The organism is Sulfurivermis fontis, assembly GCF_004001245.1.
GTDB classification, from domain to species: Bacteria; Pseudomonadota; Gammaproteobacteria; order Thiohalomonadales; family Thiohalomonadaceae; genus Sulfurivermis; species Sulfurivermis fontis.
On record NZ_AP018724.1, the window covers coordinates 374,435 to 396,962 of the forward strand.

Genomic DNA, 22,528 nt, shown 5'->3' on the forward strand with positions numbered 1-22,528 from the left:
TGGAACGGAAAATATCAGTGTAGCTGGCCCCGGTAAAGATTGGCGAAGTCTGCGGCAGCCATGGGGCGGCCATAGTAATACCCTTGGGCCTGGGGGCAGCCGTTGGCATGCAGGTAACCGGCCTGGCCGGCCTGCTCCACTCCTTCAGCCACGACCTGCAATTTGAGGCGGCTGGCCATGGCGAGGATCGCGTCGATGATGGAGATATCTTCCGCATTGTCAGGTAGACCGCGCACGAAGGATTGATCGATCTTCAGTACATCTATCGGGAAACGCTTGAGATATAGCAGGCTGGAGTAGCCGGTACCGAAGTCATCAATGGCGATACGCACGCCCAGGGAACGGATATCCTGCAGGGTTCCCCGCACATCTTCGCTATCCTGGATCAGACTGGTTTCTGTGAATTCCAGTTCCAGCCAGTCCCCTGGCAGGCTGTGTTCACCCAGAATATCGCGTATTTCCTTGGAGAGTTTACGCTGCAAGATGTGGCGACCGGACAGATTGACTGCCAAATGGATACCCTTCAGCCCCTCCTTACGCCAGCCGAGGTAGTGATTGCAGGCGGTACGCAGAACCCAGCGATCGATATCGATGATCGCTCCACTTTCCTCGGCAATGGCCAGGAACTCCGCCGGTGGTAGCAGGCCGCGTTCAGGGTGGTTCCAGCGGACCAGTACTTCGGCACCACTGATATGGCCGCTGGCGATGTCGATCTGCGGTTGGAACAACAGGGTGAATTCATTTTCACGCAGGGCGCGGCGTAACTCGGATTCCAGACGCAGGCGCGCGTGAGAGGCGGCATTCATCTCCGCCTGATAGAATAAGTATTGGTTGCGCCCGGTGTTTTTTGCCCGGTACATGGCGGTATCGGCGTTCTTGAGCAGCGTTTCGAGATCAGTGCCGTCAGCGGGGTACATGGCAATACCAATACTGGCGCCGCTGAACACTTCCTGACCACAGAAATGGAACGGTCTGGCCAGTGCCTTGAGCATACGCTCAGCGATGCGTGCCACGTGTCTTTCATCTCCGGGCTTTTCCAGTAGCACGATGAACTCGTCGCCGCCGAGGCGCGCTACGGTATCCTGCTCGCGCAGACAGTCCCGCAATTTTTTTGCCACCTGCTGGAGTAGCTGGTCTCCCGCTTCGTGCCCCAATGTGTCGTTAATGGTTTTGAAACGATCCAGATCGATGAACATCACCCCCAGCGGACTGGGGTCGCGTTTACGCTTGGTGAGTGACTGCTGCAAGCGTTCGGTGAACAGGGCGCGATTGGGTAGATTGGTCAGCGGGTCGTAATAGGCCATCTGTGCCAGCCGCTGTTCAGTACGCTTCAGAGTGGTGATATCGGAGAATACGCCGACATAATGCGTAATCCTGCCCCGGTTATCGCGGACGGTGCTGACTGACAGGTATTCCGCGAATACTTGGCCGCCTTTGCGCCGATTCCATAGCTCGCCCCGCCATTCTCCCTGGCGGCGAATAGTGCGCCAGAAATTACGGTAAAAGACATGGCCCTGGGCTCCCGAGGCGAGCAGGCGCGCGCTGCGACCCAATACCTCGTGCTGCTCATAACCGGTGATGCGGCAGAAGGCCCGGTTGACGGCGACGATGTGCATTTCCGCGTCGGTAATGACGATGCCCTCCAAGGTGTTGTCGAATACCTTGGCCGTAAGGCGGGTATGTTCCTGTGCCTTGATCTCGGCGCTGATGTCGCTGGAGAACACTACGACGCCGGAGATTGCTCCGGACGCATCACAGAACGGAGCCTTGTCAAGACGCAGCCAGAGCAAGGCTCCGTCTGGTTGCAGCAGCGGCTCCACCAGATTCACCTGTTCCCTGCCGGTGTTGATTACCTCAAGGTTGCTGGTCTGGCAACGTGCGGCGAAGTCGGCAGGGAATAGTTCGAATATGGTTTTGCCGAGCAGTTGGCTGATGCGCAGACCAAGGAAGTCTGCCGCGCGTTGGTTGGCACGCAGTACGCGGCCATTGCGATCGAAATACCAGATGAATGCCGGAACCGAATCGAAAATTACCTGATAATCATTGCGCTGGGCACGCAGGGCGGCGGTGCGTTCCTCCACGCGTTGTTCCAGTTCGGCATGCGCCGAGCGCAGGCTTTGCAGCATGTGGCGGAAAGAGGCGGACAATTGCCCCAACTCATCGGCGCCGGTCGTTGCGGTGTTCAATTCATGGTGAATATTTTGCGCGACCTGCTCGGCATTGCGGGAAAGTATTGCCAAGGGTTGGGTAATGCGTCGGGCGATGGTGCGGGCGGCGAAAAATACCACTAGCAGGATCAGGACGGCCAGTATCAGATAGCTGTAGGTCAGCTGGGTAAGCGAGGCAAAGGCGGCATTGCGCGGTTCGCCTACCCAGAGGTCGAGGTGCAGTCCGTCAAAAGGTGATGCCAGGGCCAGTGTGTTACGGGTGAGCAACAGTGCTGCGGGAGGATCGGAACAACGCGCGCAGGCCAGGAGATTTTTCCCATCCGAGGTGATGCGTGCCGTACGTTCACCGGCGAGAGCGAATATATCGGAGAATAATTGCTCCAGGCTGAAACGCGCCACAATCATTCCTTCGGGCTGGCCGGTTCCTGGATAGAATACCGGCAGGGCCAGCAGCAGGCCCTGTCCGTCGGGAAGCCATGCGGTATGGTGGCGGTTCTCCCCCATCACTTGGTGGTGCCATGCCGGGTCCGATAGTGTCAGTTCGTGTTCCGGGCGGTTGCAGGCCAGGGCGTGGCCACGGAAGTCATGCAAGCAGAGCGCGGCAGGCGCCAGGGAGGCCGTATGAAACTCGCGCAGGAAGGGCAGGAGATAGCCGTCGCGTCCGGCAGAGTCTAGCAGGGCGTTGACCGCCAGGGTGTTGCTGGCCAATGCCCGCATTTCCTCACCGATTTGGTTCAGGCGCAACTCGAGACGCTGTGTCAGCAGGGCAGCGGTAGCGGCGTGCTCCTGCTCGATTTGTCGTTGCAGCAGGTGGCGGCTGAAGCTATAGGACATCAGACCGGTCAGTGTCAGGGCTACAGTGGCCACGGTCAGTGCCGCTGCCAGAATGCGGTTGGCGATGCTGGCACCCATCCAGCGTTCAAGACGTTCCAGCAATGGGGACTTCATTGCGCTTGCTCCACGTGAACCAGTGCGCCATCGTGGCGGTAGCGGGCCATGAACACATCTGCCGGAGCCAATGCCTCATGGTTGTCGTGGCTGAATGGCCTAGGCCAATGTTTGATCAGGCCGCTGTAATCACGAACCTGTTCCAGGGCGTCGCGGATCTTGGCGCGATCGGTACTCCCGGCCAGGTTGATGGCGCGCGCCAGGATGTGGGTCAGATCGTAGGCGTGGGCCAGCCCCACCGGTGAAGCTATTTGCCCGGCACTGGTAATGCCGTGGTGTTCTTTCAATGCGGCAAGCAGACGTGTCGCCGGCTGCGGACGTGACGGCGTATGAAAACTGTAGGTCTGCACCACGGCAAGATCGACTTGCTGCAACGCCGGGCCGGTCATGGCCGGAAAGTCGCCACCGCTGATACCCCAATGGCTGGCGATGGGCAGGCGCTGGTGCTCCGGCAGTGTTGCCAGTTCGCGTACCAGTATCGAGCCTTCCATCTCGTTGGCGACAAGCACGATACCTTCGGCGCCAGTATCCAGCAGGGCGCGGTAGTGTTCCAGCATCGATTGGTCACCCCAGTTGTACCAGCGGATACGGGTGACTTCGGGCGCCTGATCGCGCACTGCCTCCAGAGCCTGCAAGCTGCTGCGTCCCCAGGCCGTGTTGGGTAGCAACACGCCGATACGGCGTATGCCTTTGCGACGCAGATGGTTGAGCATTACAGGCATCGCCCAGCTATCCCGGAGCGAAAGCCGGAAAACGTAATTGGGTTGATGACCGTTGTCGACGATGTTATCGGCGGCAGCCCAGGGATCGAGGAGCGGGATGCCGAGACGGTGGATAGTTTCGAGCTGCTCTAGAACCACCGGACTGAATTTGCCGCAGAATACCGCCACCAAGTCTGGCTGGGCGGCGAAATCCTCGATGTTTTCGATACCGCGCGCCGGTACCGAGCGGTTGTCCTTGATGATGAGTTGCAAGGGGCGGCCACCCAGCACGCCGCCGCTGGCATTGATCTCGGCAACAGCCAGTTCCAGGCCGAGGGCGATGGCTTCATCGGAGGTGCTGGTGCGGTGGCTAATTTCGGCATCAAAGCCGATATATACCGGGGCCCCGCCATAGGCGGGTGGGAGGGACAACAACAGGCACAGCAGACTCAGTAGGCGCACGCCAGGATGCTCAGTGTTTCAAATGGTGCATCCCTGTCGTCGGTTTGGATGGGGCCCGTCTCCTCCGGGCGTGGAATTATAATATAGCGGTGGCGTTACCGTACAACGCCCCAGGCCTGAACGGACCTATGACCAATGAATATCCGACCGTACAGCATGGTTATGCCGGTGATTCACGCCTCGGCCTATGTCGATCCGCAGGCGGTGGTGATCGGCGACGTGGTGATCGGTGCGGACAGTTCGCTGTGGCCGATGGCGGTGGCGCGCGGCGACGTCAACTACATCCGCATCGGGGAACGCAGCAATATCCAGGACGGCACGGTGCTGCACGTGACCCACGGTCACGGCGAAGTGCCGCAGGGGCATCCGCTGATTATCGGCAACGACGTCACGGTGGGGCACAACGTCACCCTGCATGGTTGTAATATCGGAGATAATTGCCTGATTGGCCTAGGCTCCATCGTTCTGGACGGGGCCCTGCTGGAGCCTTATGTCCTGCTCGGCGCCGGCAGCCTGGTGCCGCCGGGCAAAATCCTGCAGGGCGGCTATCTTTGGATGGGGAGTCCGGCCCGGCGGGTGCGCCCGCTGACGGAGGCCGAACGTGAGCGCTTCGCCTATTCAGCGGCGCATTATGTCCGCCTCAAGGAGACCTACCGGGCCTAGCCCGAATCATGCAAGGAGGGTTACATGGAAGTATTCGTGGGTAATCTGCCCAAGACCGTGAAGGTCGCTGACATCGAGCGGCTGCTGGCGCCGTTCGACCGCCGGGTCCAGATCAAGCTGCAGCAGCACAACCGCAAGAATGGGGAGATCGGTTGTCATGCCGTCTGCACCTTCTCCTCCGACCGGCTGGCCCAGAAGGCCATCAAGAAGCTGAATGGCTCTCAACTCTTCGGTCTTGTCCTGAATGTGCGGGAATACCGCTATCGCAGCTACAGCAACGAGCGCCGTGCTCTGGGCTGGCGCAACCGGCCGTGGCAGGGCGTTGAGCGGCGTGGCGCGGAACGGCGCCAGGGCAGCGTCAAGGCGGCCGAGCCGGACCCGTTTGCCGAGGCGGCGCCGGAGGAAAAGGAGCGCATAGTGATTCAGGGATACCGCGACCTGGCCACCAAAACCACCTGAGCACCACGGTAAGACGATCATGGAATTGTTCGTAGGCAATCTGCCCGAGGGCATCAGTCCCGCCGAACTGGATGTGTTGTTCCTGTGCTGCCGCCCCATGCGCTGGCGGCTGGCGCGCGGGTATGCCGTGGCGACGGTCATCCCGGATCGGTTGGCTCTGCGCGCCGTGCAACAGTTGCACGGTCGCCCGTTGCGTGGCCGGCCCATCGAGGTGCGTGAATTTCTGCCGCGCGACGTGGCCAACGAGCGCCGCGGCCGTCACCATCGCGTACGTAGCTGGAGCGGTCGGGAGCGGCGCTACGGCGAACGGCGTCACAACGCCCCACCGCTTGAATCCGACAGGACCTAGCGCAGCGCGGCGATCACCTCGGCGCTAGCCGGCCGGACGCCGCGCCAGAGAAAAAAGGCCTCCGCCGCCTGTTCCACCAGCATCCCCAGGCCGTCCACCGCCTGCGCCGCACCGGCCGCCATGGCCCAGCGCAGGAACGGTGTCGGCTCCTTGCCGTACATCATGTCGTAGCACACCGCGCCGGGGGCGAGGATGCCGTCGGGCAGGGGCGGAACCTCCCCTTGCAGGCTGGCAGCGGTGCCGTTGATCACCACGTCGAACTGTTGTCCTGCCAGGGCGGCGAAGCTGCTGGCCTGAAGCGGTCCCAGATCGGCGAAGGCGGCGGCCAGCTCTTCGGCCTTGGCCACGGTACGGTTGGCGATGGTCAGTGTCGCCGGTCTTTCCGCCAGCAGCGGTTCCAGCACGCCGCGCACCGCGCCACCGGCACCGAGCAGCAGCAGGCGGCGGCCGGCGAGCGGCACGCCGTGGTTGTCCTTGAGGTCCCGAACCAGGCCGACGCCGTCGGTGTTGTCGCCGAACAGACTACCATCGGCCTCCCAACGCAGGGTGTTCACCGCCCCGGCCCGCTCGGCGCGACCGCTGCGCCGCGTCGCCAGCGCCCAGGCCTCCTGTTTGAAGGGGACGGTGACGTTCAGCCCCAGGCCGCCGGCGGCGCGGAAGCGCGCCACGGCGGCGGGAAAGTCGCCCAGCTCCACCAGGATCGCTTCATAGCTGAGATCCTGGTCGGTTTGCTCGGCGAAGCGGGCGTGGATGTACGGTGATTTGCTGTGGGCGATGGGGTTGCCCATCACCGCGTAACGATCCGTCATTTCCGAGAACCTCATGTCAGGCGGAGAGGTACGAAGGACAAGGAACGAGAAATGAGTTCGGCGCGCGCGTGTTGTATTGACTCAAATCAGCCGTGCGACACGTCATCGTGTCTCGTCCCTCGCCTCTGTCTTCATCAGCCGAAGATTCCCTTCAGCAGGAAGAAGAACACGATGGCCAGGATGGCACCGGCGGGCAGGGTGACGATCCACGACAGGAAGATGGCGCGCACCACCTCCAGGTTCAGCGCCGCGATGCCGCGCGCCAGGCCGACGCCGAGCACACCGCCCACCAGGGTGTGGGTGGTGGAGATGGGCAGGCCGGTGCCGGAGGCGAGCACCACGGTGCCGGCGGCGGCCAGGGTGGCGGCAAAGCCGCGGCTGGGCGTCAGTTCGGTGATGCCGCGGCCGACGGTGGCCATCACCTTGTAGCCGAAGGTGGCCAGGCCGAAGACGATGCCGATGCCGCCCAGCAGCAGCACCCAGGCCGGCATGGCGGCCTTGCTCGCCACCTCGCCGCCGCTCTGGATCACGCTGATTATCGCGGCCAGCGGGCCGACGGCATTGGCCACGTCGTTGGAGCCGTGGGCGAAGGCCATGGCGCAGGCGGTGACGATCATCAGTACGCCGAATACCTTTTCCACGTTGGCGAAGTGGAAGTCGCGGTCCGCCTTGGGGTCGAAGCGCAGGCGCGAGATGGCGTAGATGCCGATGAGCATGGTGACCGCTCCGGTAATCACGGCATAGAGATAGCTCTGGCCGGTGCTGATGTGCAGGCCGACGTGCTTGAGGCCCTTGGTCAGGGTCACCAGGGCGACGATGAAGCCGACCAGGAAGATGTAGACGGGAACGTAGCGCTTGGCGTTCTTGAGCGGGTTCTCGGTGTCGAGGATGAACTTCTGCACGCTCTGGAACAGCCAGTAGGCGATGATACCGGCCAGGGCCGGGGAGATCACCCAGCTCATCACGATGGAACCGATCTTGCCCCATTTCACCGCCTCCATGCCGAGGCCGACGGCGGCGAAGCCGACGATGGCGCCGACGATGGAGTGGGTGGTGGACACCGGCCAGCCGAAGTGGGAGGCCACCAGCAGCCAGATGGCGGCGGCGAGCAGCGAAGCCAGCATGCCGTAGACCAGCAGCTCCGGCTGACCCGCCAGCAGATTGGCGTCGATCATGCCGCTGCGGATGGTTTCGGTGACCGCGCCGCCGGCGAGGTAGGCGCCGGTGAACTCGAAGATGGCGGCGATGACGATGGCCTGGCGCGCGGTGAGGGCGCCGGAACCCACCGAAGTCCCCATGGCGTTGGCGACGTCGTTGGCACCGACGCCCCAGGCCATGAACAGGCCGAAGGCGACCGCCAGCACGATGTAGATCGTTGCGTATTCCATCGTGGCGCCCTCCCTAGCGTGCCAGCATCATCAGCAGGCGGCTGCCCACGCGCTGGGCCAGGTCGCCCAGGTCACCAATCCACTCGATGACGTTGTACATGAACATCACGTCGACGGCGTACAGCTCCTTCTCCTTGGCGAACAGCAGGTCGCGCACCTCCACCTGCAGGGCGTCGGTGTCGGCCTCGATGGCGTCCAGTTCGGTGATCATCTTTTCCACCAGCTCCACCTCGTGGCCGCGGAAGCCGGTCTCCACCAACTCGTCCAGCTCGTTGATGGCCAGTTGTGCCTGGGCGGTGGCGTCGATGCAGCGGCGGGCGAACTCCAGCAGCTTGGCGGCGATCTCCGCCGGGAACACCATGCGGCGGCCGATGATCAGGCCGGCGATATCCTTGGTCTTGTTGGCGATCTTGTCCTGCATGCGCAGCGCCTCCAGCACGTCGCGGCGCGATACCGGCATCATCCAGCCGCGCGGCAGGTGCAGGCGCAGTTCCTTCTTCAGGGCATCGGCCTCACCCTCCAGCACCGCGATGCGCTTTTGCACCTCGCGTGCCCGCGTCCAGTCCTGCGCCAGGGCCGCCTCCAGGAACGGAATGATTTCCTGCACGCAGGATTGCACCTTGCCCATGTGCTGCTGCAGGGGGCTGACCGGCGAGGAGCCGAACATGCTGAAGACGAAGCTTTTCGGGGCCATGATGGTTCTCGTTAGATTGTGGTAGTCGTTTGAAACCCGGGGCTCAGAGACCAGGTACGCGATGCGAGGTACGAGAAGCGGGGGATGGACTCGCTACGCTCGTGTAATTGATTGGGCATGCGCGTCGCGCCCCCCATCCTTGTATCTCGTCCCTATTCCTTGATCCATTCCGCCGCGCGGCGCGCGAAGTAGGTCAGGATGCCATCGGCGCCGGCGCGTTTGAAGGCGAGCAGTGACTCCATGATCACCGCCTCCTCGTCCAGCCAGCCGTTCTGCGCCGCCGCCATCAGCATGGCGTACTCGCCGCTCACCTGGTAGGCGAAGGTGGGCACGCCGAACTGGTCCTTCACCCGGCGCACGATGTCGAGATACGGCATGCCCGGCTTGACCATCACCATGTCGGCGCCCTCGTCCAGGTCCAGCGCCACCTCGCGCAGGGCCTCGTCACTGTTGGCCGGGTCCATCTGGTAGGTGTACTTGTTGCCCTTGCCCAGGTTGCCGGCGGAGCCGACGGCGTCGCGGAACGGGCCGTAGAAGCTGGAGGCGTACTTGGCGGAGTAGGCCAGGATGCGGGTGTGGATGTGGCCGGCGGATTCCAGCGCCTCGCGGATGTCGCCGATGCGGCCGTCCATCATGTCCGAGGGGGCCACCACGTCGGCGCCGGCCTCCGCATGGGACAACGCCTGCTGCACCAGGGCCGCCACCGTCTCGTCGTTCATGACGTAGCCGGTGGCGTCGATGAGGCCGTCCTGGCCGTGGGTGGTGAAGGGGTCGAGGGCAACGTCGGTGATCACGCCCAACTCGGGGAATTCCTGTTTCAGGGCCCGCACGGTGCGCTGGGCAAGACCCTCCGGGTTCCACGCCTCGGCGGCATCCAGGGACTTCTTCTCCGGTGGGGTCACCGGGAACAGGGCTACCGCCGGCACACCCAGGCGGTGCAGGGCCTCGGCCTCGCGCAGCAGCAGGTCGATGGACAGACGCTCGACGCCGGGCATGGAGGCCACCGCCTCGCGGCGGTTGCTGCCTTCCAGCACGAACAGGGGGCAGATCAGGTCATTGGCGCTGAGGGTGGACTCCCGCATCAGGCGGCGGGAGAAATCGTCACGGCGCATGCGGCGCATGCGGGTCCAGGGAAAGGCGCCATGGCTGGTTTCGGGCTGGCTCACGGGGAATTCCTCAGCGCTTGGGGTCGTTTGAAAGGCGCACAGTGTACCACCGCGCCCGGCCCGCTCAGAAGCATCGTGTCGACGCCGCCGGGGGTCCCCCGGTATGATGCAGGCAGGTCCAGGGAAAATCGGCACAGGCAGTGGCATGAACGGGGAGAATACCGGAGCAGCAGGGGGCAATGGCGGCAATCTGTCCTATGCCGTGACGCTCAGCCGCTGGAGCGGCGAATTCGTCGATCCGGCGGCGGAGGCGGCCTTCGGCGCGCATGTCGGTGCTGCCGAGCTGCGCCACTTCATCATCGCCCTCTTCGTTACCGGTCCGCTGTACTTCGCCTTCGTCATCTCCGACCACCTCCTGCTCGGCTTCAGCGCCCTGTTCTGGATCAATGCCGCGCTGCGCTTCGGCGTGCTGGCCTTCTGTTGGGGGCTGGGCTGGTGGCTGCTGCGCCATCCGCTGCATCCGCCGCAGTTGTACCGACTGACCCTGCTGTTTTTCTTTGTGGTGCTGGGCAATGCCCTGCTGCTGTATCCGGTGAGCCAGCGCGAGTTTCTCGAGATCTATCCCGGCCTGCTGGTGATGATGGTGGGCGCCTTCTTTTTCATTCCGAGCACGCTGAACCATCGCCTGTTGGCGACGGCCTTCGCGGTCGCAGCCCTGGGTATCGAGACCCTGCTGTTCTTTCCGCCGCCGCCGCATCAGTTGCCGCTGGCAGTACTGTTCTTTGTGGTAACGCTGATTTTTTGCGTCGTCACCTCGGTGCAGCATGCGCGCCTGCGCCGCTTCTCCTTCATCGACTCCGCCCACAGCCGACACCTGACCATGCTGTTGCAGCAGGAGGTGGGGCTGCGCCGCCAGCTGGAGGAGGCGGCGCGGGTGCAGGCGCGTACCGACGAGCTCACCGGCCTGCCCAACCGGCGCCGCTTTTTCGAACTGGCAGAGCGCGAACGGGAGCGCGCCCTGCGCTATGACGCCCCCCTGGCGGTGGTGATGCTGGACCTGGATCACTTCAAGGAGGTCAACGACAGCCACGGTCATGCCGCCGGCGATCAGGTGCTGCGCGCGGTGGGCGATGCCTGCCGCGACGTGCTGCGCACCAACGACATCGTCGGGCGGCTCGGTGGCGAAGAGTTCGCCGTCCTGCTGCCGGAAACGAGCCTTGAGGGGGCGCGTCAGTTCGCCGCGCGCCTGCGCCAGGCCATCGCCGCCTGCCGCATCGGTCTGCCCGGCACCGAGCTTACCCTCACCGCCACCCTCGGCGTGGCCGCCTGCGCGCCCGGCGAAGACCTCAGTCTCGATGAGTTGCTGGCACGCGCCGATGCGGCGCTGTACCGCGGCAAGGCGGCGGGTCGGAACAGGGTGGAAGGGTAATCCTGGTTTCGAGTTTCGGCATCACCACGCCCGGATTTTCGGAATCCGAAACCCGCAACTGCGTTTACAGCTCCTTTGCCAGCAGGGCGTAGCGGTAGTCTTCGGCGGGCAGCGGGATGCGCACGCGGTGGCCGCCGCCCGGCGCCTCGTCCAGCGCCGCACCGTTGCAACCTTCCATCCGTTCCAGCACGAACCTGCGGTTGCCCTGCGGGGTGATCAATTCCAGGCGGTCGCCGACGCGGACCTTGTTCTTCACGGCGATCTCGGCCAGCCCCGTGGCGGCGTCGTAGCCGTCCACCTCACCGACGAACTGTTGCCGCTCGCCGCTGGAGGCGCCCTTGATGTAGTTCTGGTAGTCCTGGGTGTGGTGACGCACGTAGAAGCCGTCGGTGTAGCCGCGGTTGGCCAGGTTTTCCAGCTCCGCCAGCAGGCGGGTGTCGAAGGGGCGGCCGGCGACGGCATCGTCGATGGCCTGGCGGTAGGCCTGGGTGGTGCGGGCGATGTAGTAGGGGGACTTGGTACGCCCCTCGATCTTCAGCGAGTCGACGCCGATGCGTACCAGTTCGGCGATGTGCTCCACCGCGCGCAGGTCTTTGGAGTTCATGATGTAGGTGCCATGCTCGTCTTCTTCGATGGGCATCAACTCGCCGGGGTGCTCGCGCTGTTCCAGCAGATAGACCTGCTGCGCCTCGGCGCGGCGCACGTCGCCGCTCGCGTCGGTGACCGTCTGGTGCACCTGGTAGTCCCAGCGGCAGGAATTGGTGCAGGTGCCCTGGTTGGGGTCGCGGTGGTTGAAGTAGCCGGACAGCAGGCAGCGGCCGGAGTAGGCGATGCACAGGGCGCCATGCACGAACACCTCCAGCTCCATGTCCGGGCACTTCTGGCGGATCTCCGCCACCTCCTCCAGCGACAGCTCGCGCGACAGGATTACGCGGGCGATGCCCTGGCGCTGCCAGAAACGCACGTCGGCGTAGTTGACGGTGTTGGCCTGCACCGACAGGTGGACGGGCATCTCCGGCCAGCGCTCGCGCACCATCAGGATCAGGCCCGGGTCGGCCATGATCAGGGCATCGGGCTTGAGGGCGATGACCGGCGCCATGTCGGCCAGGAAGGTCTTCACCTTGGCGTTGTGCGGCATGACGTTGCTGGCGAGAAAGAACTGTCTGCCCTGGGCATGGGCCTCCTCGATGCCGATCCCCAGTTTTTCCAGGTCGAAGTCGTTGTTGCGCACGCGCAGGGAGTAGCGCGGCAGGCCGGCATAGACGGCGTCGGCGCCGTAGGCATAGGCGACGCGCAGATGGCGCAGGCTGCCGGCGGGGGCGAGGAGTTCGGGTGTCTTCATGAGGTGGTATACGGGTTGCGGGCGGTTATTCTACCCCTGATTGCCCGTCCGCGGCCGATGGGCGACAATCTGCGCCACGCCTTAAAGACATATAAAACGAGGGAGTACACCATGATTCTGTCACGCAAGCCGCTGTGGATGCTGCTGCTGGCGCTGGGGCTGCTGCTGGGCGCCAAGGCCGGTGCGGCCAGCGTGCCGCAGGCGCCGGAGCAGCTGATGACCGAGGTCAGCCAGCGCATGATCGAGACCCTCAAGCGCGAGCGCGACGCGGTGCGTGAGCGGCCACAGTACATGTTCGACCTGGTGGATCAGGTGCTCGGCCCCCACGTGGATTTCACCCGCATGTCCGGCTGGGTGCTGGGCAAGTACTGGCGCCAGGCCACGCCGGAACAGCGCCAGCGCTTCATCGCCGCCTTCCGCGTGATGATGGTGCGTTTCTATACGGCGGCGTTACTGGAAGACCCCAAGCAGCTGGACGACCTGCTGGCGCGTAATGACGACATCATTACCTTCCTGCCCGGCCGCCCGGCCGAGGGCGACACCACCACCGTGCGTTCCGAGGTGCATCTGGAGGGGGGCAAGGTGGTGCAGGTGCTGTTCGCCGTGCACAACCGCGACGGCGACTGGAAGGTCTACGACGTGACCGTGGAAGGCGTCAGTCTGGTCACCAACTACCGCACCTCCTTTGCCCAGGAGATCACCCAGGTGGGCATCGACGGCCTCATCGCCCGCCTGGAGGAGCGCAACCAGGCGCTGCTGGAGCAGGTGGTCAACGGCAAGAAGCCGGCGCAATAAGCCCGTATGCTCGCCCTGCTGCGGCTGATTGCCAACGGCCTGGCGCCGCTGACGCTGGCAGGGGCCGTTGCCGCCTATCTGGAACCGGGGCTGTTCCTGGTATTCAAGGACGTCTTCCTGTGGCTGTTCGCCGCCACCATGTTTGCCCTCGGTGTGGTGCTGGACCCGGCCGACATGCAGGCCACCCTGGGGCGGCCGCGCGCCCTGTTTGCCGGTCTCGCCGCCCAGTACACCCTGATGCCCCTGCTGGGCTTTGCCGCCGCCGCCTTCGGCGGACTGCCGCCGGCGCTGGCGCTGGGCTTCGTCATCGTTGGCTGCGCCCCTGGTGCCATGGCCAGCAACGTCATCGTCTACCTGGCCGGCGGCGCGGTGGCCTATTCCATCGCCCTCACCATCCTGTCCACCCTGCTGTCGCCGCTGCTGACCCCGCTGCTGGTGCAGTGGCTGGGCAGCGCCTTCCTCGACATCCCGTTCTGGCCCATGATGCAGACCATCCTGATGACCGTGGTGGCACCGCTCATCGCCGGCATGGGGCTGCGGCAGGTGCTTGGCAAGCGGCTCACCCTGGCGCAGGAGATCGCCCCGGCGGTGGCCGCCGTCGCCATCGTCATCATCTGCAGCTATGCCGTGGCCGCCAATCAGGCGCGCCTGGCGGAGGTGGGGGGGCAGGTGTTCCTGCTGGTGGTGCTGCTCAACGCCCTGGGTTATGTGTTGGGCTGGCAGGCGGCGCGCTGGTTCGGCTTCGATCTCCGCCACCGCCTGACCCTGGCCATCGAGATCGGCATGCAGAACGCCGGTCTCGGTGTGGCCCTCGCCCTCAAGCATTTCGCGCCGGAGACGGCCCTGCCCGGCGCCCTGTTCGCAGTGTGGTGCATCATCACCTCCGCCGGGGCGGCCAGCTATTTCCGCCGCACCCGTCACCGCACGGCAGTGCTGACGCCGTGATGGTGTAACATTACGCCCTCGGCATTTGGGGAGATTCGACTTTGGAACAATATCGCGGCACCACCATCCTGGCGGTGCGCCGTCACGGCAAGGTGGTCATCGGCGGCGACGGTCAGGTCACCCTCGGCAATACGGTGATGAAGGGCAATGCACGCAAGGTGCGCCGCCTGTACAAGGACCGCGTGCTGGCCGGTTTCGCCGGCGGCACCGCCGACGCCTTCACCCTGTTCGAGCGTTTCGAGGGCAAGCTGGAAAAGCATCAGGGCAATCTCACCCGCGCCGCGGTGGAGATGGCCAAGGACTGGCGCACCGATCGCGTGCTGCGCCGCCTGGAGGCCCTGCTCGTCGTCGCCGACAACACGGCCACCCTGATGATCACCGGCAACGGCGATGTCATCGAGCCGGAACACGATCTCATCGCCATCGGCTCCGGCGGCCCCTTCGCCCAGTCCGCCGCCCTGGCCCTGTACCAGAACACCGAGCTGGATGCGCGCAGCATCGTCGAAAAGGCCCTCGCCATCGCCGCCGGCATCTGCATCTACACCAACGGCAACCTGACGATAGAAGAATTGTGATAACCGCCAAGGACGCGAAGTAACACCATGGGAGTTCGGCATCCTCGCCAGCCCGGAATGCTTCGCGCAACTTGGCGTACTTCGCGGTTAAACAAATTATGAGTGAAATGACTCCCCGTGAAATTGTCCAGGAACTGGACAAGCACATCATCGGCCAGACTGCCGCCAAGCGTTCGGTGGCGGTGGCGCTGCGCAACCGCTGGCGCCGCAGCCAGGTGAGCGATCGGCTGCGCAACGAGATCACACCGAAAAACATCCTGATGATCGGTCCCACCGGCGTGGGCAAGACGGAGATTGCGCGCCGTCTCGCCAAGCTGGCCAACGCGCCGTTCATCAAGGTGGAGGCCACCAAGTTCACCGAGGTGGGCTACGTGGGGCGCGATGTGGAAACCATCATCCGTGACCTGGTGGACTTGGCGATCAAGATGATCCGCGAGCAGGAGATGGCCAAGGTGCGCCACCGTGCCTTCGAGGCGGCGGAGGATCGCGTACTCGACATCCTGCTGCCGCCGGCGCGCGGTTTCGAGCAGGAGCAGGCCGACTCCGGCACACGGCAGAAATTCCGCAAGAAGCTGCGCGAGGGCGATCTCGACGACAAGGAGATCGAACTGGAAGTGAGCGCCGCGCCCATGGGTGTGGAGATCATGGCGCCCCCCGGCATGGAAGAGATGACCTCGCAGCTGCAGGGGCTGTTCAAGAATCTGGCCGGCGGCCGTACCAAGCGGCGCAAGCTGACGGTGAAGGAGGCCATGCGCCTGCTCACCGACGAGGAGGCGGCCAAGATGATCAACGAGGAAGAACTGAAAAGCCGCGCCCTGCGCGCGGTGGAGCAGAACGGCATCGTCTTCCTCGATGAGATGGACAAGATCTGCCGCCGCGGCAGTGAATCGGCCAGCGGCGCCGACGTCTCGCGCGAGGGCGTGCAGCGCGATCTGCTGCCGCTGGTGGAGGGCAGCACCGTGTCCACCAAGTACGGCATGGTAAAGACCGACCACATCCTGTTCATCGCCTCCGGCGCCTTCCATCTCGCCAAGCCGTCGGACCTGATCCCGGAGCTGCAGGGCCGCTTCCCCATCCGCGTCGAACTGGACGCCCTTTCGGTGGAGGACTTCGTGCGCATCCTCACCGAGCCCGATGCCTCGCTTACCGAACAGTACAAGGCCCTGCTCGCCACCGAGGGCGTCACCGTCGACTTTGCCGCCGACGGCATCGCCCGCCTCGCCGAGATCGCCTGGCAGGTGAACGAGACCACCGAGAACATCGGCGCCCGCCGCCTGCATACCGTGCTGGAGCGCCTGCTGGAGAGCCTGTCCTTCGAGGCGGCGGACAAGAGCGGCAGTACGGTAACCATCGATGCGGCCTACGTGGACGCCCAGCTTGGCGAACTGGCGCGGGACGAGGATTTGAGTCGCTATATTTTGTAACGAGTGACAAGTGGCAAGTTTCAAGTAGCAAGAAAAACATGGTCTGGGACTCATTGAATGGCCGTGCTGTTGCCACCATTTTCTTCTTTCTCTTGCAACTTGTTACTTGTAACTTGCCACTAGGACTTTAATCATGAACGAAAAACCGATTCCGACCGAAATCACCCTGCACAAGGCCAAGCACCTGCTGGAAATCGCCTATTCCGATGGCCAGCGTTTCCTGTTGCCCACCGAATACCTGCGCGTGTTTTCCCCCTCCGCCGAGGTGCGTGGCCACGGCCCCGGCCAGGAGACCCTGCAGGTGGGCAAGGAAGACGTGAACATCGAGCAGATCGAGCAGGTGGGCAGCTATGCCATCCAGCCCCACTTTGATGATGGTCATAACACCGGCATCTACGCCTGGGATACCCTGTACGACCTCGGGGTCAATTACGAGAAGAACTGGCAGGACTACCTGGAGCGCCTGGCGGCTGCCGGCCATCAGCGCAAGACGCCGGCCCACGAAGTCTGACGGCAACTATTTACTTGACGGCACTTATCGCCAAGGAGGGCATATGTTGAACGCAAGCGCGGATAATATGGGCAAATCAGCAGTTATTGCGGAGCGGTTTTCCAAGAGCAAGAAGGCGGTCGTTTATCCTGGCGACTGCCTGGATTTGCTCGCGCAGATACCGGATGACACTTTGCAACTGGTCGTTACATCTCCCCCCTACAATATCGGGAAGGAGTACGAGCGGAAGCTGAAGATCGAACATTACGTCGAGCAGCAGGCACAGGTTATCCGCGAGAGTGTGCGTGCTCTGCGGCCATCCGGGAGCATCTGTTGGCAGGTGGGAAACTATGTGGATCGAGGCGCAATAATTCCGCTCGATACAATACTCTATCCCGTGTTCCACGATTTGGGCCTGAAGATGCGTAACCGCATTATTTGGCACTTTGAACATGGTCTGCACTGCTCTAAGCGATTTTCAGGACGCTACGAGACCATCATTTGGTTTACGAAGTCTGATAACTACACGTTTAATCTCGATCCTGTACGGGTGCCGCAAAAGTACCCCGGTAAGAAGCACTTCAAAGGGCCGAAAGCAGGGCAATATTCCTGCAATCCGCTGGGAAAAAATCCTGGTGACCTCTGGGTTATTCCAAATGTTAAAAACAACCACGTTGAGAAAACTGAACATCCCTGTCAGTTTCCTGTGGAATTAGTCGAGCGGCTGGTTTTGTCGCTCTCGGATGTAGGGGATTGGGTATTTGACCCATTTCTTGGGGCGGGTACAAGCGTTGCTGCCGCGGTTCGCCACGGTCGCAAGGGAGCCGGTGCCGAGATATCTCCCAAGTACGTGGAGATTGCGCGTGAACGTATTGCCAAGGCCATGGAAGGGAGATTGCAGACAAGACCGATGAATAGGCCTGTCTACGATCCGAGTTTGGCGGCTGGTGTAAGTAAGTCGCCATGGCAGTCTCTAGAAGAAGAGCAGCAAATTCGGTTGCTTGAAGAGCAGGGCCGGTACCGGGTGAAAAAATGCGGATCGTAGATACATACTCCCATTTGAATGGCGAGGAATTCCTTATAGCAAGGAAGCCCGTGCTTTATGAAGAAATTAAGCAAGTAATTGCTGATGTGGATGCGGCCACGTGCCGCACAAAAACCAGCAAGGAAAAGACAATGCCTGGGAAGAAATTGTTTAGTCCTCCCAAACTGAACAAGGCATTTGAGTCCGGCTTTCACAACGCAGGCTGGTATGAAACGCGTTATCAATACTACGTTACAACCAACCGCGACCATCTGGAGAAGATGGTTGGTCTGCCGTTGCAGGAGCAGAAGCAGTTCTTGGTAGATCAGAATGCTCCGCTTATTAAATCATACAAGCAGACTGATTTTGTAAAGGATGGTGTGGCTGTTGAAGTTCAGTTTGGGAAGTACGCTTTCGTGGCCTTTGACCTCTTCGTAAAGCATTTGTTGTTTTATTCAGGCGGACTGATCAATGTGGGGGTTGAGATACTTCCCATGAAGTCGATGGCGGAAGACCCAACTGGTGGGCGGCTGATGTCTACTGGTATCGCCTATTTCGAGGGCGAGGTCTATAACGTGCTCCGGCATGGACGGACCAGTCCACCTGTGCCGTTACTGATAATCGGCATCGCTCCGGATTAATACATTGAGGCACTGCAGATGAATACGTCTGAAAGTAACAAAACCCACTTCGGGTACAAACAGGTGGCGGTGGAGGAGAAGGCCCACCTGGTGGCCGACGTGTTCCACTCCGTCGCCTCCAAGTACGACATGATGAACGACGTGATGTCGTTCGGCATCCATCGGCTGTGGAAGCGCTACACCATCGAGATGAGCGGTGTGCGCGCCGGCCAGCGCGTGCTCGATCTGGCCGGCGGCACCGGCGATCTGGCAATGAAGTTCTCGCGCATCGTCGGCCCCACCGGCCAGGTGGTGCTGGCCGACATCAACGCCTCCATGCTGGAGGTGGGGCGCAAGCGCCTGGTGGATGCCGGCATCGTCGGCAATGTGGAGTACGCCCAGGTCAACGCCGAGTGCCTGCCGTTTCCCGACAATCACTTCGACCTCATCACCATCGCCTTCGGCCTGCGCAACGTCACCGACAAGGACAAGGCGTTGGCCTCCATGCAGCGCGTGCTGAAGCCGGGTGGCCGCCTGCTGGTGCTGGAGTTCTCCAAGCCGGCGCTGCCGGGTTTGTCGCCGTTGTATGACCTGTATTCCTTCACCATGCTGCCGATGATGGGCAAGATCATCGCCGGCGATTCCGCGAGCTATCGTTACCTGGCCGAATCCATCCGCATGCACCCGGATCAGGAAACCCTCAAGGGCATGATGGAGCATGCCGGCTTCGATCGCGTGGAGTACTTCAATCTCTCCGGCGGCATCGTCGCGCTGCACCGCGGTTTCAAGGCCTGACCGTTCCGCCGCGATGAACGCGCAGGTGCAGTATGCAGGTTTTTGGCGCCGTGTCGGCGCCACCCTCATCGATACGGTGTTGTTCCTCGCCCTGATCACGCCGCTGCTGTACCTGTTGTACGGCAGCGCCTATTTCACCGCGGCGCGGCCGGCCTTCAGCTATGCCGGATTTGGTGACTTCCTGTTGAATCAGTTGCTGCCGTTGCTGGCGGCGGTCGTGTTGTGGGTGAAGTTCCGCGCTACGCCGGGCAAGCTGCTGCTGGATTGTGCGGTGGTGGATGCGCGTACCCTGCAAGCGATCGGCGTGAAGCAGGCGGTGATCCGTTACTTCGCCTATCTGGCGTCGATCCTGCCGCTGGGACTGGGCTTTCTGTGGATCATCTGGGACAAGCGCAAACAGGGATTTCACGACCTCATTGCCGGGACGGTGGTGCTGTATGTGCCGGCGGATGAAGCGGAGAAATCCCTGCAACGATTGATGGAGGAGGCGCAATGAGTGCGGTGACCCTGCTGCCTCAGGCCGGACTGGCGGTACTGGAAGCGGCCATCAATACGGCCCTGGCGCTCGATCCCGAGACCAAGGCCCGTCTCGGGGCGTTGGAGGGTAAGGTGATTGCCGTGGACCTGCAGGGGCCGGATGTGACCCTGTTTTTACTGCCGGGTGCCGACGGCTTTCGCCTGATGGGGCATTACGAAGGCGTGCCGGATACGCGCCTGCGCGGCACGCCGCTGGCCCTGCTGCGTCTCAACCGCGGCAAGGCCGGCGAGGGGATGTTTTCCGGCGCGGTGAAGATTGAAGGCGACGTGGAGCTGGGGCAGCGCGTACAGCGCATCCTTGGCGGCCTCGACATCGACTGGGAAGAACACCTGTCGCGCCTCACCGGCGACGTGCTGGCCCATCAGATCGGCAATATGGTGCGCGGTTTCCTGCGCTGGGGCGAACAGGCCGCCGGCAATCTGGAGCGCGACTTCGCCGACTATGTGCGGGAAGAGCGGCGCGATGTGCCGCCGCGCTGGGAGGTGGATGAATTCCTTGCCGGTGTCGACGAACTGCGCAGCGCCGTGGACCGGCTGGAGGCGCGCCTGCGCCGGCTGGAACGGGATAAGAAATAGTCCGCGAATGCACGCGAATAAACGCAAATACGTATCTGCGCATCGATGCATTAGCGTTGCGAACCCTGCCGCTGGCGGTTCGCTCCAGCCATTTCATTTTCCCTTTGCAGGGCCACCCGCAATAAAGTCGCTCCTTGCGTTTATTCGCGTGTATTGGCGGACCGATACTGAATTTCTGAGGGGGCAATAACGTGTTGCTACGTCCGGGTCAGGCTCTGCGCCTGCTTTATATCAGCTGGGTCTTGGCGCGGCATGGGCTGGATGATCTGATCCTGGCCACCCATCTGTTCCGTCCGCTGCGCTTCCTGCGCGTGTTCATGTGGTGGAACTGGTTCCGCCGCCACGCCCCGCGCGGCGAGCGCATCCGCCGCGCGCTGGAAGACCTCGGCCCCATCTTCGTCAAGTTCGGCCAGATCCTCTCCACCCGCCGCGACCTGCTGCCCGACGACATCGCCCTGGAGCTGGCGCGCCTGCAGGATCGGGTGCCGCCGTTTCCCGGCGCGCAGGCGCGCGCCATCGTGGAGAAGGCCTACCGCCGGTCGGTGGACGAGGTGTTCGCCGAGTTCGACGCCCAGCCCATGGCCTCCGCCTCCATCGCCCAGGTGCATGCCGCGCGCCTCAAGGACGGCCGCGAGGTGGTGGTGAAGGTGCTGCGGCCGGACATCGCCCCGGTGATCCGGCGCGACATCAGCCTGATGTACATCATCGCCGAGAAGATGGAGCAGTTCTGGGCCGACGGCCGCCGCCTGCGCCCGCGCGAGGTGGTGGCCGAATTCGAGCGCACCATCCTCGACGAACTGGACCTGATGCGCGAGGCGGCCAACGCCTCGCAGATCCGGCGCAACTTCGCCGATTCCTCCCAGCTGTATATCCCCGAGGTGTACTGGCCGCTGTGCCGCCGCAACGTGATGGTGATGGAGCGCGTCTACGGTATCCCCATCGCCAACATGGACGCGGTGCGTGCCGCCGGTGTCGACATGAAGGCGCTGGCCGAGCGCGGCGTGGAGATCTTCTTCACCCAGGTGTTCCGCCACAACTTCTTCCATGCCGACATGCACCCCGGCAACATCTTCGTCGAGCCGAGCGGGCGCTACATCGCGGTGGATTTCGGCATCGTCGGTTCACTCAGCACCGAGGACCAGCGTTATCTGGCGGAGAACCTGCTCGCCTTCTTCAAGCGCGACTACAACCGCGTCGCCGTGCTGCACGTGGAGTCGGGCTGGGTGCCGCCGGGCACACGGGTGGACGAGTTCGAGGCGGCGATCCGCACCGTGTGCGAGCCGATCTTCGAGCGCCCCTTCGCCGAGATATCCTTCGGCCACCTGCTGCTGCGCCTGTTTCAGACCGCGCGCCGCTTCAACATGGAAGTGCAGCCGCAGCTGGTGCTGCTGCAGAAGACCCTGCTCAACATCGAGGGGCTGGGTCGGCAGATCGATCCACAGCTCAACCTGTGGTCCACCGCCAAGCCCTTCCTGGAGCGCTGGATGAGCGAACAGGTGGGCGTGCGCTCCTTCTTCAATCGCATCAAGAACAATATCCCGAGCTGGGGCGAGAGCCTGCCCGAGGTGCCGCAGCTGATCCACGACGTGCTGCAGCGCGCCCGCCACGGCACCCTGCAGGTGCAGGGCAGTACCGAGGAGCTGCGCCAGCTGCGCGAGGAGATGCGCCAGGCCAACCGGCGCAGCTTCGCCGCCATCATCGGTGCCGCCCTGGTGGTCAGCGCCGCCGTGCTGCTCGGCCTGGACGGCTACGCCCCGCGCATGCTGGGCGAGGCCCCCGTTGCGTCCTGGGCCCTGGGCCTGGCCGGTGCCGTGCTGTGGCTCTTTGCCTGGCCGCGGGATTGAGTATCCAGTACGGTAACCGAAGGTGGGGTTAAGGAAGCTCTGAATAAGTTCAGAGCTTCCTTAACTCAAACCTGTAAATACATGGCTTGTTATTTGTCATGAATCTAGCTAAGCTTAGCTAAGCTTGGTAATTGCGGGAGAGTCGATTCTATGGAAACCATTAACATGCATGAGGCGAAAACCCGCCTGTCCAACCTCGTCGAGCAGGCGCTGGCAGGGAAGGATGTGGTGATTGCAAAGGCCGGTACTCCGCTGGTTCGCCTGGTACCTGTGGGGCGTGCGGCTGCCAATCGTCAGCCCGGACGCTACAAGAACAAGGTGCATATGGCCCCCGATTTCGACCATACGCCGCAGGATGTTATCCGGTCCTTTGAGGACGCTTGAG

23 protein-coding genes are annotated in these 22,528 nt (G+C 62.9%); 16 read left to right on the forward strand and 7 right to left on the reverse strand.

The window, feature by feature from the left end:
* Positions 1 to 14 precede the first annotated feature (14 nt).
* Positions 15 to 3,116, reverse strand: coding sequence for a bifunctional diguanylate cyclase/phosphodiesterase (locus EP379_RS01955; RefSeq protein WP_127475254.1), 3,102 nt, complete (start codon positions 3,114 to 3,116; stop codon positions 15 to 17).
* Positions 3,113 to 4,279, reverse strand: coding sequence for an ABC transporter substrate-binding protein (locus tag EP379_RS01960; protein WP_127475256.1), 1,167 nt, complete (start codon positions 4,277 to 4,279; stop codon positions 3,113 to 3,115). Before EP379_RS01960 ends, EP379_RS01955 begins: the two co-directional genes overlap by 4 nt.
* A 135-nt stretch (positions 4,280 to 4,414) precedes the next feature.
* Between EP379_RS01960 and EP379_RS01965 the strand changes: the two genes are divergently transcribed.
* Genes EP379_RS01965 through EP379_RS01975 form a run of 3 tightly spaced genes read left to right on the forward strand, consistent with a single transcriptional unit; the run spans position 4,415 to position 5,750 of the window.
* A complete protein-coding gene (locus EP379_RS01965) occupies positions 4,415 to 4,942 on the forward strand; it encodes a gamma carbonic anhydrase family protein (protein ID WP_127475258.1) in 528 nt (175 codons plus the stop codon).
* Positions 4,943 to 4,966: 24 nt separating this feature from the next.
* Positions 4,967 to 5,401, forward strand: a complete 435-nt coding sequence (locus EP379_RS01970) for an RNA recognition motif domain-containing protein (RefSeq protein WP_127475260.1) — start codon at positions 4,967 to 4,969, stop codon at positions 5,399 to 5,401.
* Between the two features lie 19 nt (positions 5,402 to 5,420).
* Positions 5,421 to 5,750, forward strand: a complete 330-nt coding sequence (locus EP379_RS01975) for an RNA-binding protein (protein ID WP_127475262.1) — start codon at positions 5,421 to 5,423, stop codon at positions 5,748 to 5,750.
* Here the strand turns inward: EP379_RS01975 and aroE are convergent.
* The 4 genes from aroE to hemB all read right to left on the reverse strand — a co-directional run bounded on the left by aroE (position 5,747) and on the right by hemB (position 9,807).
* Positions 5,747 to 6,559: a shikimate dehydrogenase gene (gene aroE, locus EP379_RS01980; protein ID WP_127475264.1), complete on the reverse strand. Its 813-nt coding sequence runs from the start codon at positions 6,557 to 6,559 to the stop codon at positions 5,747 to 5,749. The genes EP379_RS01975 and aroE overlap by 4 nt on opposite strands.
* 134 nt (positions 6,560 to 6,693) lie before the next feature.
* Entirely contained in the window at positions 6,694 to 7,947 is a 1,254-nt protein-coding gene (locus EP379_RS01985; RefSeq protein ID WP_127475266.1) for an inorganic phosphate transporter, read from the reverse strand.
* 13 nt (positions 7,948 to 7,960) lie between these two features.
* On the reverse strand, positions 7,961 to 8,641 hold the full coding sequence (locus tag EP379_RS01990; protein WP_127475268.1) for a TIGR00153 family protein: 681 nt from the start codon (positions 8,639 to 8,641) through the stop codon (positions 7,961 to 7,963).
* Between the two features lie 152 nt (positions 8,642 to 8,793).
* Positions 8,794 to 9,807, reverse strand: a complete 1,014-nt coding sequence (hemB, locus tag EP379_RS01995) for a porphobilinogen synthase (RefSeq protein WP_269471030.1) — start codon at positions 9,805 to 9,807, stop codon at positions 8,794 to 8,796.
* Positions 9,808 to 9,952: 145 nt separating this feature from the next.
* Here hemB and EP379_RS02000 point away from each other — a divergent pair, with 145 nt between their 5' ends.
* Positions 9,953 to 11,176 (forward strand): GGDEF domain-containing protein, encoded by a 1,224-nt coding sequence (locus tag EP379_RS02000; RefSeq protein ID WP_172600349.1) that lies wholly within the window; start codon positions 9,953 to 9,955, stop codon positions 11,174 to 11,176.
* 64 nt (positions 11,177 to 11,240) lie between these two features.
* Here the strand turns inward: EP379_RS02000 and trhP are convergent, their stop codons facing one another.
* Positions 11,241 to 12,518: a prephenate-dependent tRNA uridine(34) hydroxylase TrhP gene (gene trhP / locus EP379_RS02005; protein ID WP_127475272.1), complete on the reverse strand. Its 1,278-nt coding sequence runs from the start codon at positions 12,516 to 12,518 to the stop codon at positions 11,241 to 11,243.
* 111 nt (positions 12,519 to 12,629) lie between these two features.
* On the opposite strand from trhP, the gene EP379_RS02010 reads away from it, so the two are divergent.
* The 12 genes from EP379_RS02010 to EP379_RS02065 all read left to right on the forward strand — a co-directional run bounded on the left by EP379_RS02010 (position 12,630) and on the right by EP379_RS02065 (position 22,527).
* Positions 12,630 to 13,313, forward strand: coding sequence for an MlaC/ttg2D family ABC transporter substrate-binding protein (locus tag EP379_RS02010; protein WP_172600350.1), 684 nt, complete (start codon positions 12,630 to 12,632; stop codon positions 13,311 to 13,313).
* 6 nt (positions 13,314 to 13,319) lie between these two features.
* Entirely contained in the window at positions 13,320 to 14,258 is a 939-nt protein-coding gene (locus tag EP379_RS02015; protein WP_127475277.1) for a bile acid:sodium symporter family protein, read from the forward strand.
* A 41-nt stretch (positions 14,259 to 14,299) separates the two neighbouring features.
* Complete coding sequence (gene hslV / locus EP379_RS02020; protein WP_127475280.1) at positions 14,300 to 14,833, forward strand: ATP-dependent protease subunit HslV; 534 nt, start codon at positions 14,300 to 14,302, stop codon at positions 14,831 to 14,833.
* A gap of 98 nt (positions 14,834 to 14,931) precedes the next feature.
* Positions 14,932 to 16,257 carry an ATP-dependent protease ATPase subunit HslU gene (gene hslU, locus EP379_RS02025; RefSeq protein ID WP_127475282.1) on the forward strand — a complete coding sequence of 442 codons (1,326 nt, stop codon included), beginning with the start codon at positions 14,932 to 14,934 and terminating at the stop codon, positions 16,255 to 16,257.
* A gap of 133 nt (positions 16,258 to 16,390) precedes the next feature.
* Entirely contained in the window at positions 16,391 to 16,768 is a 378-nt protein-coding gene (locus tag EP379_RS02030; protein WP_127475285.1) for a gamma-butyrobetaine hydroxylase family protein, read from the forward strand.
* A 43-nt stretch (positions 16,769 to 16,811) separates the two neighbouring features.
* Positions 16,812 to 17,792, forward strand: coding sequence for a DNA-methyltransferase (locus EP379_RS02035; RefSeq protein ID WP_127475288.1), 981 nt, complete (start codon positions 16,812 to 16,814; stop codon positions 17,790 to 17,792).
* Entirely contained in the window at positions 17,780 to 18,412 is a 633-nt protein-coding gene (locus EP379_RS02040) for a BglII/BstYI family type II restriction endonuclease (RefSeq protein ID WP_127475290.1), read from the forward strand. The genes EP379_RS02035 and EP379_RS02040 overlap by 13 nt, the downstream gene beginning before the upstream one ends.
* 18 nt (positions 18,413 to 18,430) lie before the next feature.
* Positions 18,431 to 19,186, forward strand: coding sequence for a bifunctional demethylmenaquinone methyltransferase/2-methoxy-6-polyprenyl-1,4-benzoquinol methylase UbiE (gene ubiE, locus EP379_RS02045; RefSeq protein ID WP_127475293.1), 756 nt, complete (start codon positions 18,431 to 18,433; stop codon positions 19,184 to 19,186).
* 13 nt (positions 19,187 to 19,199) lie between these two features.
* A complete protein-coding gene (locus EP379_RS02050) occupies positions 19,200 to 19,682 on the forward strand; it encodes an RDD family protein (RefSeq protein WP_127475296.1) in 483 nt (160 codons plus the stop codon).
* Complete coding sequence (locus EP379_RS02055) at positions 19,679 to 20,299, forward strand: ubiquinone biosynthesis accessory factor UbiJ (protein ID WP_127475298.1); 621 nt, start codon at positions 19,679 to 19,681, stop codon at positions 20,297 to 20,299. The genes EP379_RS02050 and EP379_RS02055 overlap by 4 nt, the downstream gene beginning before the upstream one ends.
* A 194-nt stretch (positions 20,300 to 20,493) precedes the next feature.
* Positions 20,494 to 22,143, forward strand: coding sequence for a ubiquinone biosynthesis regulatory protein kinase UbiB (gene ubiB / locus EP379_RS02060; RefSeq protein ID WP_127478799.1), 1,650 nt, complete (start codon positions 20,494 to 20,496; stop codon positions 22,141 to 22,143).
* A gap of 150 nt (positions 22,144 to 22,293) precedes the next feature.
* The gene (locus EP379_RS02065) at positions 22,294 to 22,527 is read left to right on the forward strand and encodes a type II toxin-antitoxin system Phd/YefM family antitoxin (protein ID WP_127475301.1); all 234 of its coding nucleotides are present in this window, start codon (positions 22,294 to 22,296) and stop codon (positions 22,525 to 22,527) included.
* The last annotated feature ends 1 nt before the right edge of the window (position 22,528 follow it).

Excerpts from the sequence above, each read along its gene's own strand:
- EP379_RS01955 (WP_127475254.1), bottom strand. The coding sequence starts at position 3,116 with ATGAAGTCCCCATTGCTGGAACGTCTTGAACGCTGGATGGGTGCCAGC.
- EP379_RS01965 (WP_127475258.1), top strand. The coding sequence starts at position 4,415 with ATGAATATCCGACCGTACAGCATGGTTATGCCGGTGATTCACGCCTCG.
- EP379_RS01970 (WP_127475260.1), top strand. The coding sequence starts at position 4,967 with ATGGAAGTATTCGTGGGTAATCTGCCCAAGACCGTGAAGGTCGCTGAC.
- EP379_RS01975 (WP_127475262.1), top strand. The coding sequence starts at position 5,421 with ATGGAATTGTTCGTAGGCAATCTGCCCGAGGGCATCAGTCCCGCCGAA.
- aroE (WP_127475264.1), bottom strand. The coding sequence starts at position 6,559 with ATGACGGATCGTTACGCGGTGATGGGCAACCCCATCGCCCACAGCAAA.
- EP379_RS01985 (WP_127475266.1), bottom strand. The coding sequence starts at position 7,947 with ATGGAATACGCAACGATCTACATCGTGCTGGCGGTCGCCTTCGGCCTG.
- EP379_RS01990 (WP_127475268.1), bottom strand. The coding sequence starts at position 8,641 with ATGGCCCCGAAAAGCTTCGTCTTCAGCATGTTCGGCTCCTCGCCGGTC.
- EP379_RS02000 (WP_172600349.1), top strand. The coding sequence starts at position 9,953 with ATGAACGGGGAGAATACCGGAGCAGCAGGGGGCAATGGCGGCAATCTG.
- trhP (WP_127475272.1), bottom strand. The coding sequence starts at position 12,518 with ATGAAGACACCCGAACTCCTCGCCCCCGCCGGCAGCCTGCGCCATCTG.
- EP379_RS02010 (WP_172600350.1), top strand. The coding sequence starts at position 12,630 with ATGATTCTGTCACGCAAGCCGCTGTGGATGCTGCTGCTGGCGCTGGGG.
- EP379_RS02015 (WP_127475277.1), top strand. The coding sequence starts at position 13,320 with ATGCTCGCCCTGCTGCGGCTGATTGCCAACGGCCTGGCGCCGCTGACG.
- hslU (WP_127475282.1), top strand. The coding sequence starts at position 14,932 with ATGAGTGAAATGACTCCCCGTGAAATTGTCCAGGAACTGGACAAGCAC.
- EP379_RS02030 (WP_127475285.1), top strand. The coding sequence starts at position 16,391 with ATGAACGAAAAACCGATTCCGACCGAAATCACCCTGCACAAGGCCAAG.
- EP379_RS02035 (WP_127475288.1), top strand. The coding sequence starts at position 16,812 with ATGTTGAACGCAAGCGCGGATAATATGGGCAAATCAGCAGTTATTGCG.
- EP379_RS02040 (WP_127475290.1), top strand. The coding sequence starts at position 17,780 with ATGCGGATCGTAGATACATACTCCCATTTGAATGGCGAGGAATTCCTT.
- ubiE (WP_127475293.1), top strand. The coding sequence starts at position 18,431 with ATGAATACGTCTGAAAGTAACAAAACCCACTTCGGGTACAAACAGGTG.
- EP379_RS02050 (WP_127475296.1), top strand. The coding sequence starts at position 19,200 with ATGAACGCGCAGGTGCAGTATGCAGGTTTTTGGCGCCGTGTCGGCGCC.
- EP379_RS02055 (WP_127475298.1), top strand. The coding sequence starts at position 19,679 with ATGAGTGCGGTGACCCTGCTGCCTCAGGCCGGACTGGCGGTACTGGAA.
- EP379_RS02065 (WP_127475301.1), top strand. The coding sequence starts at position 22,294 with ATGGAAACCATTAACATGCATGAGGCGAAAACCCGCCTGTCCAACCTC.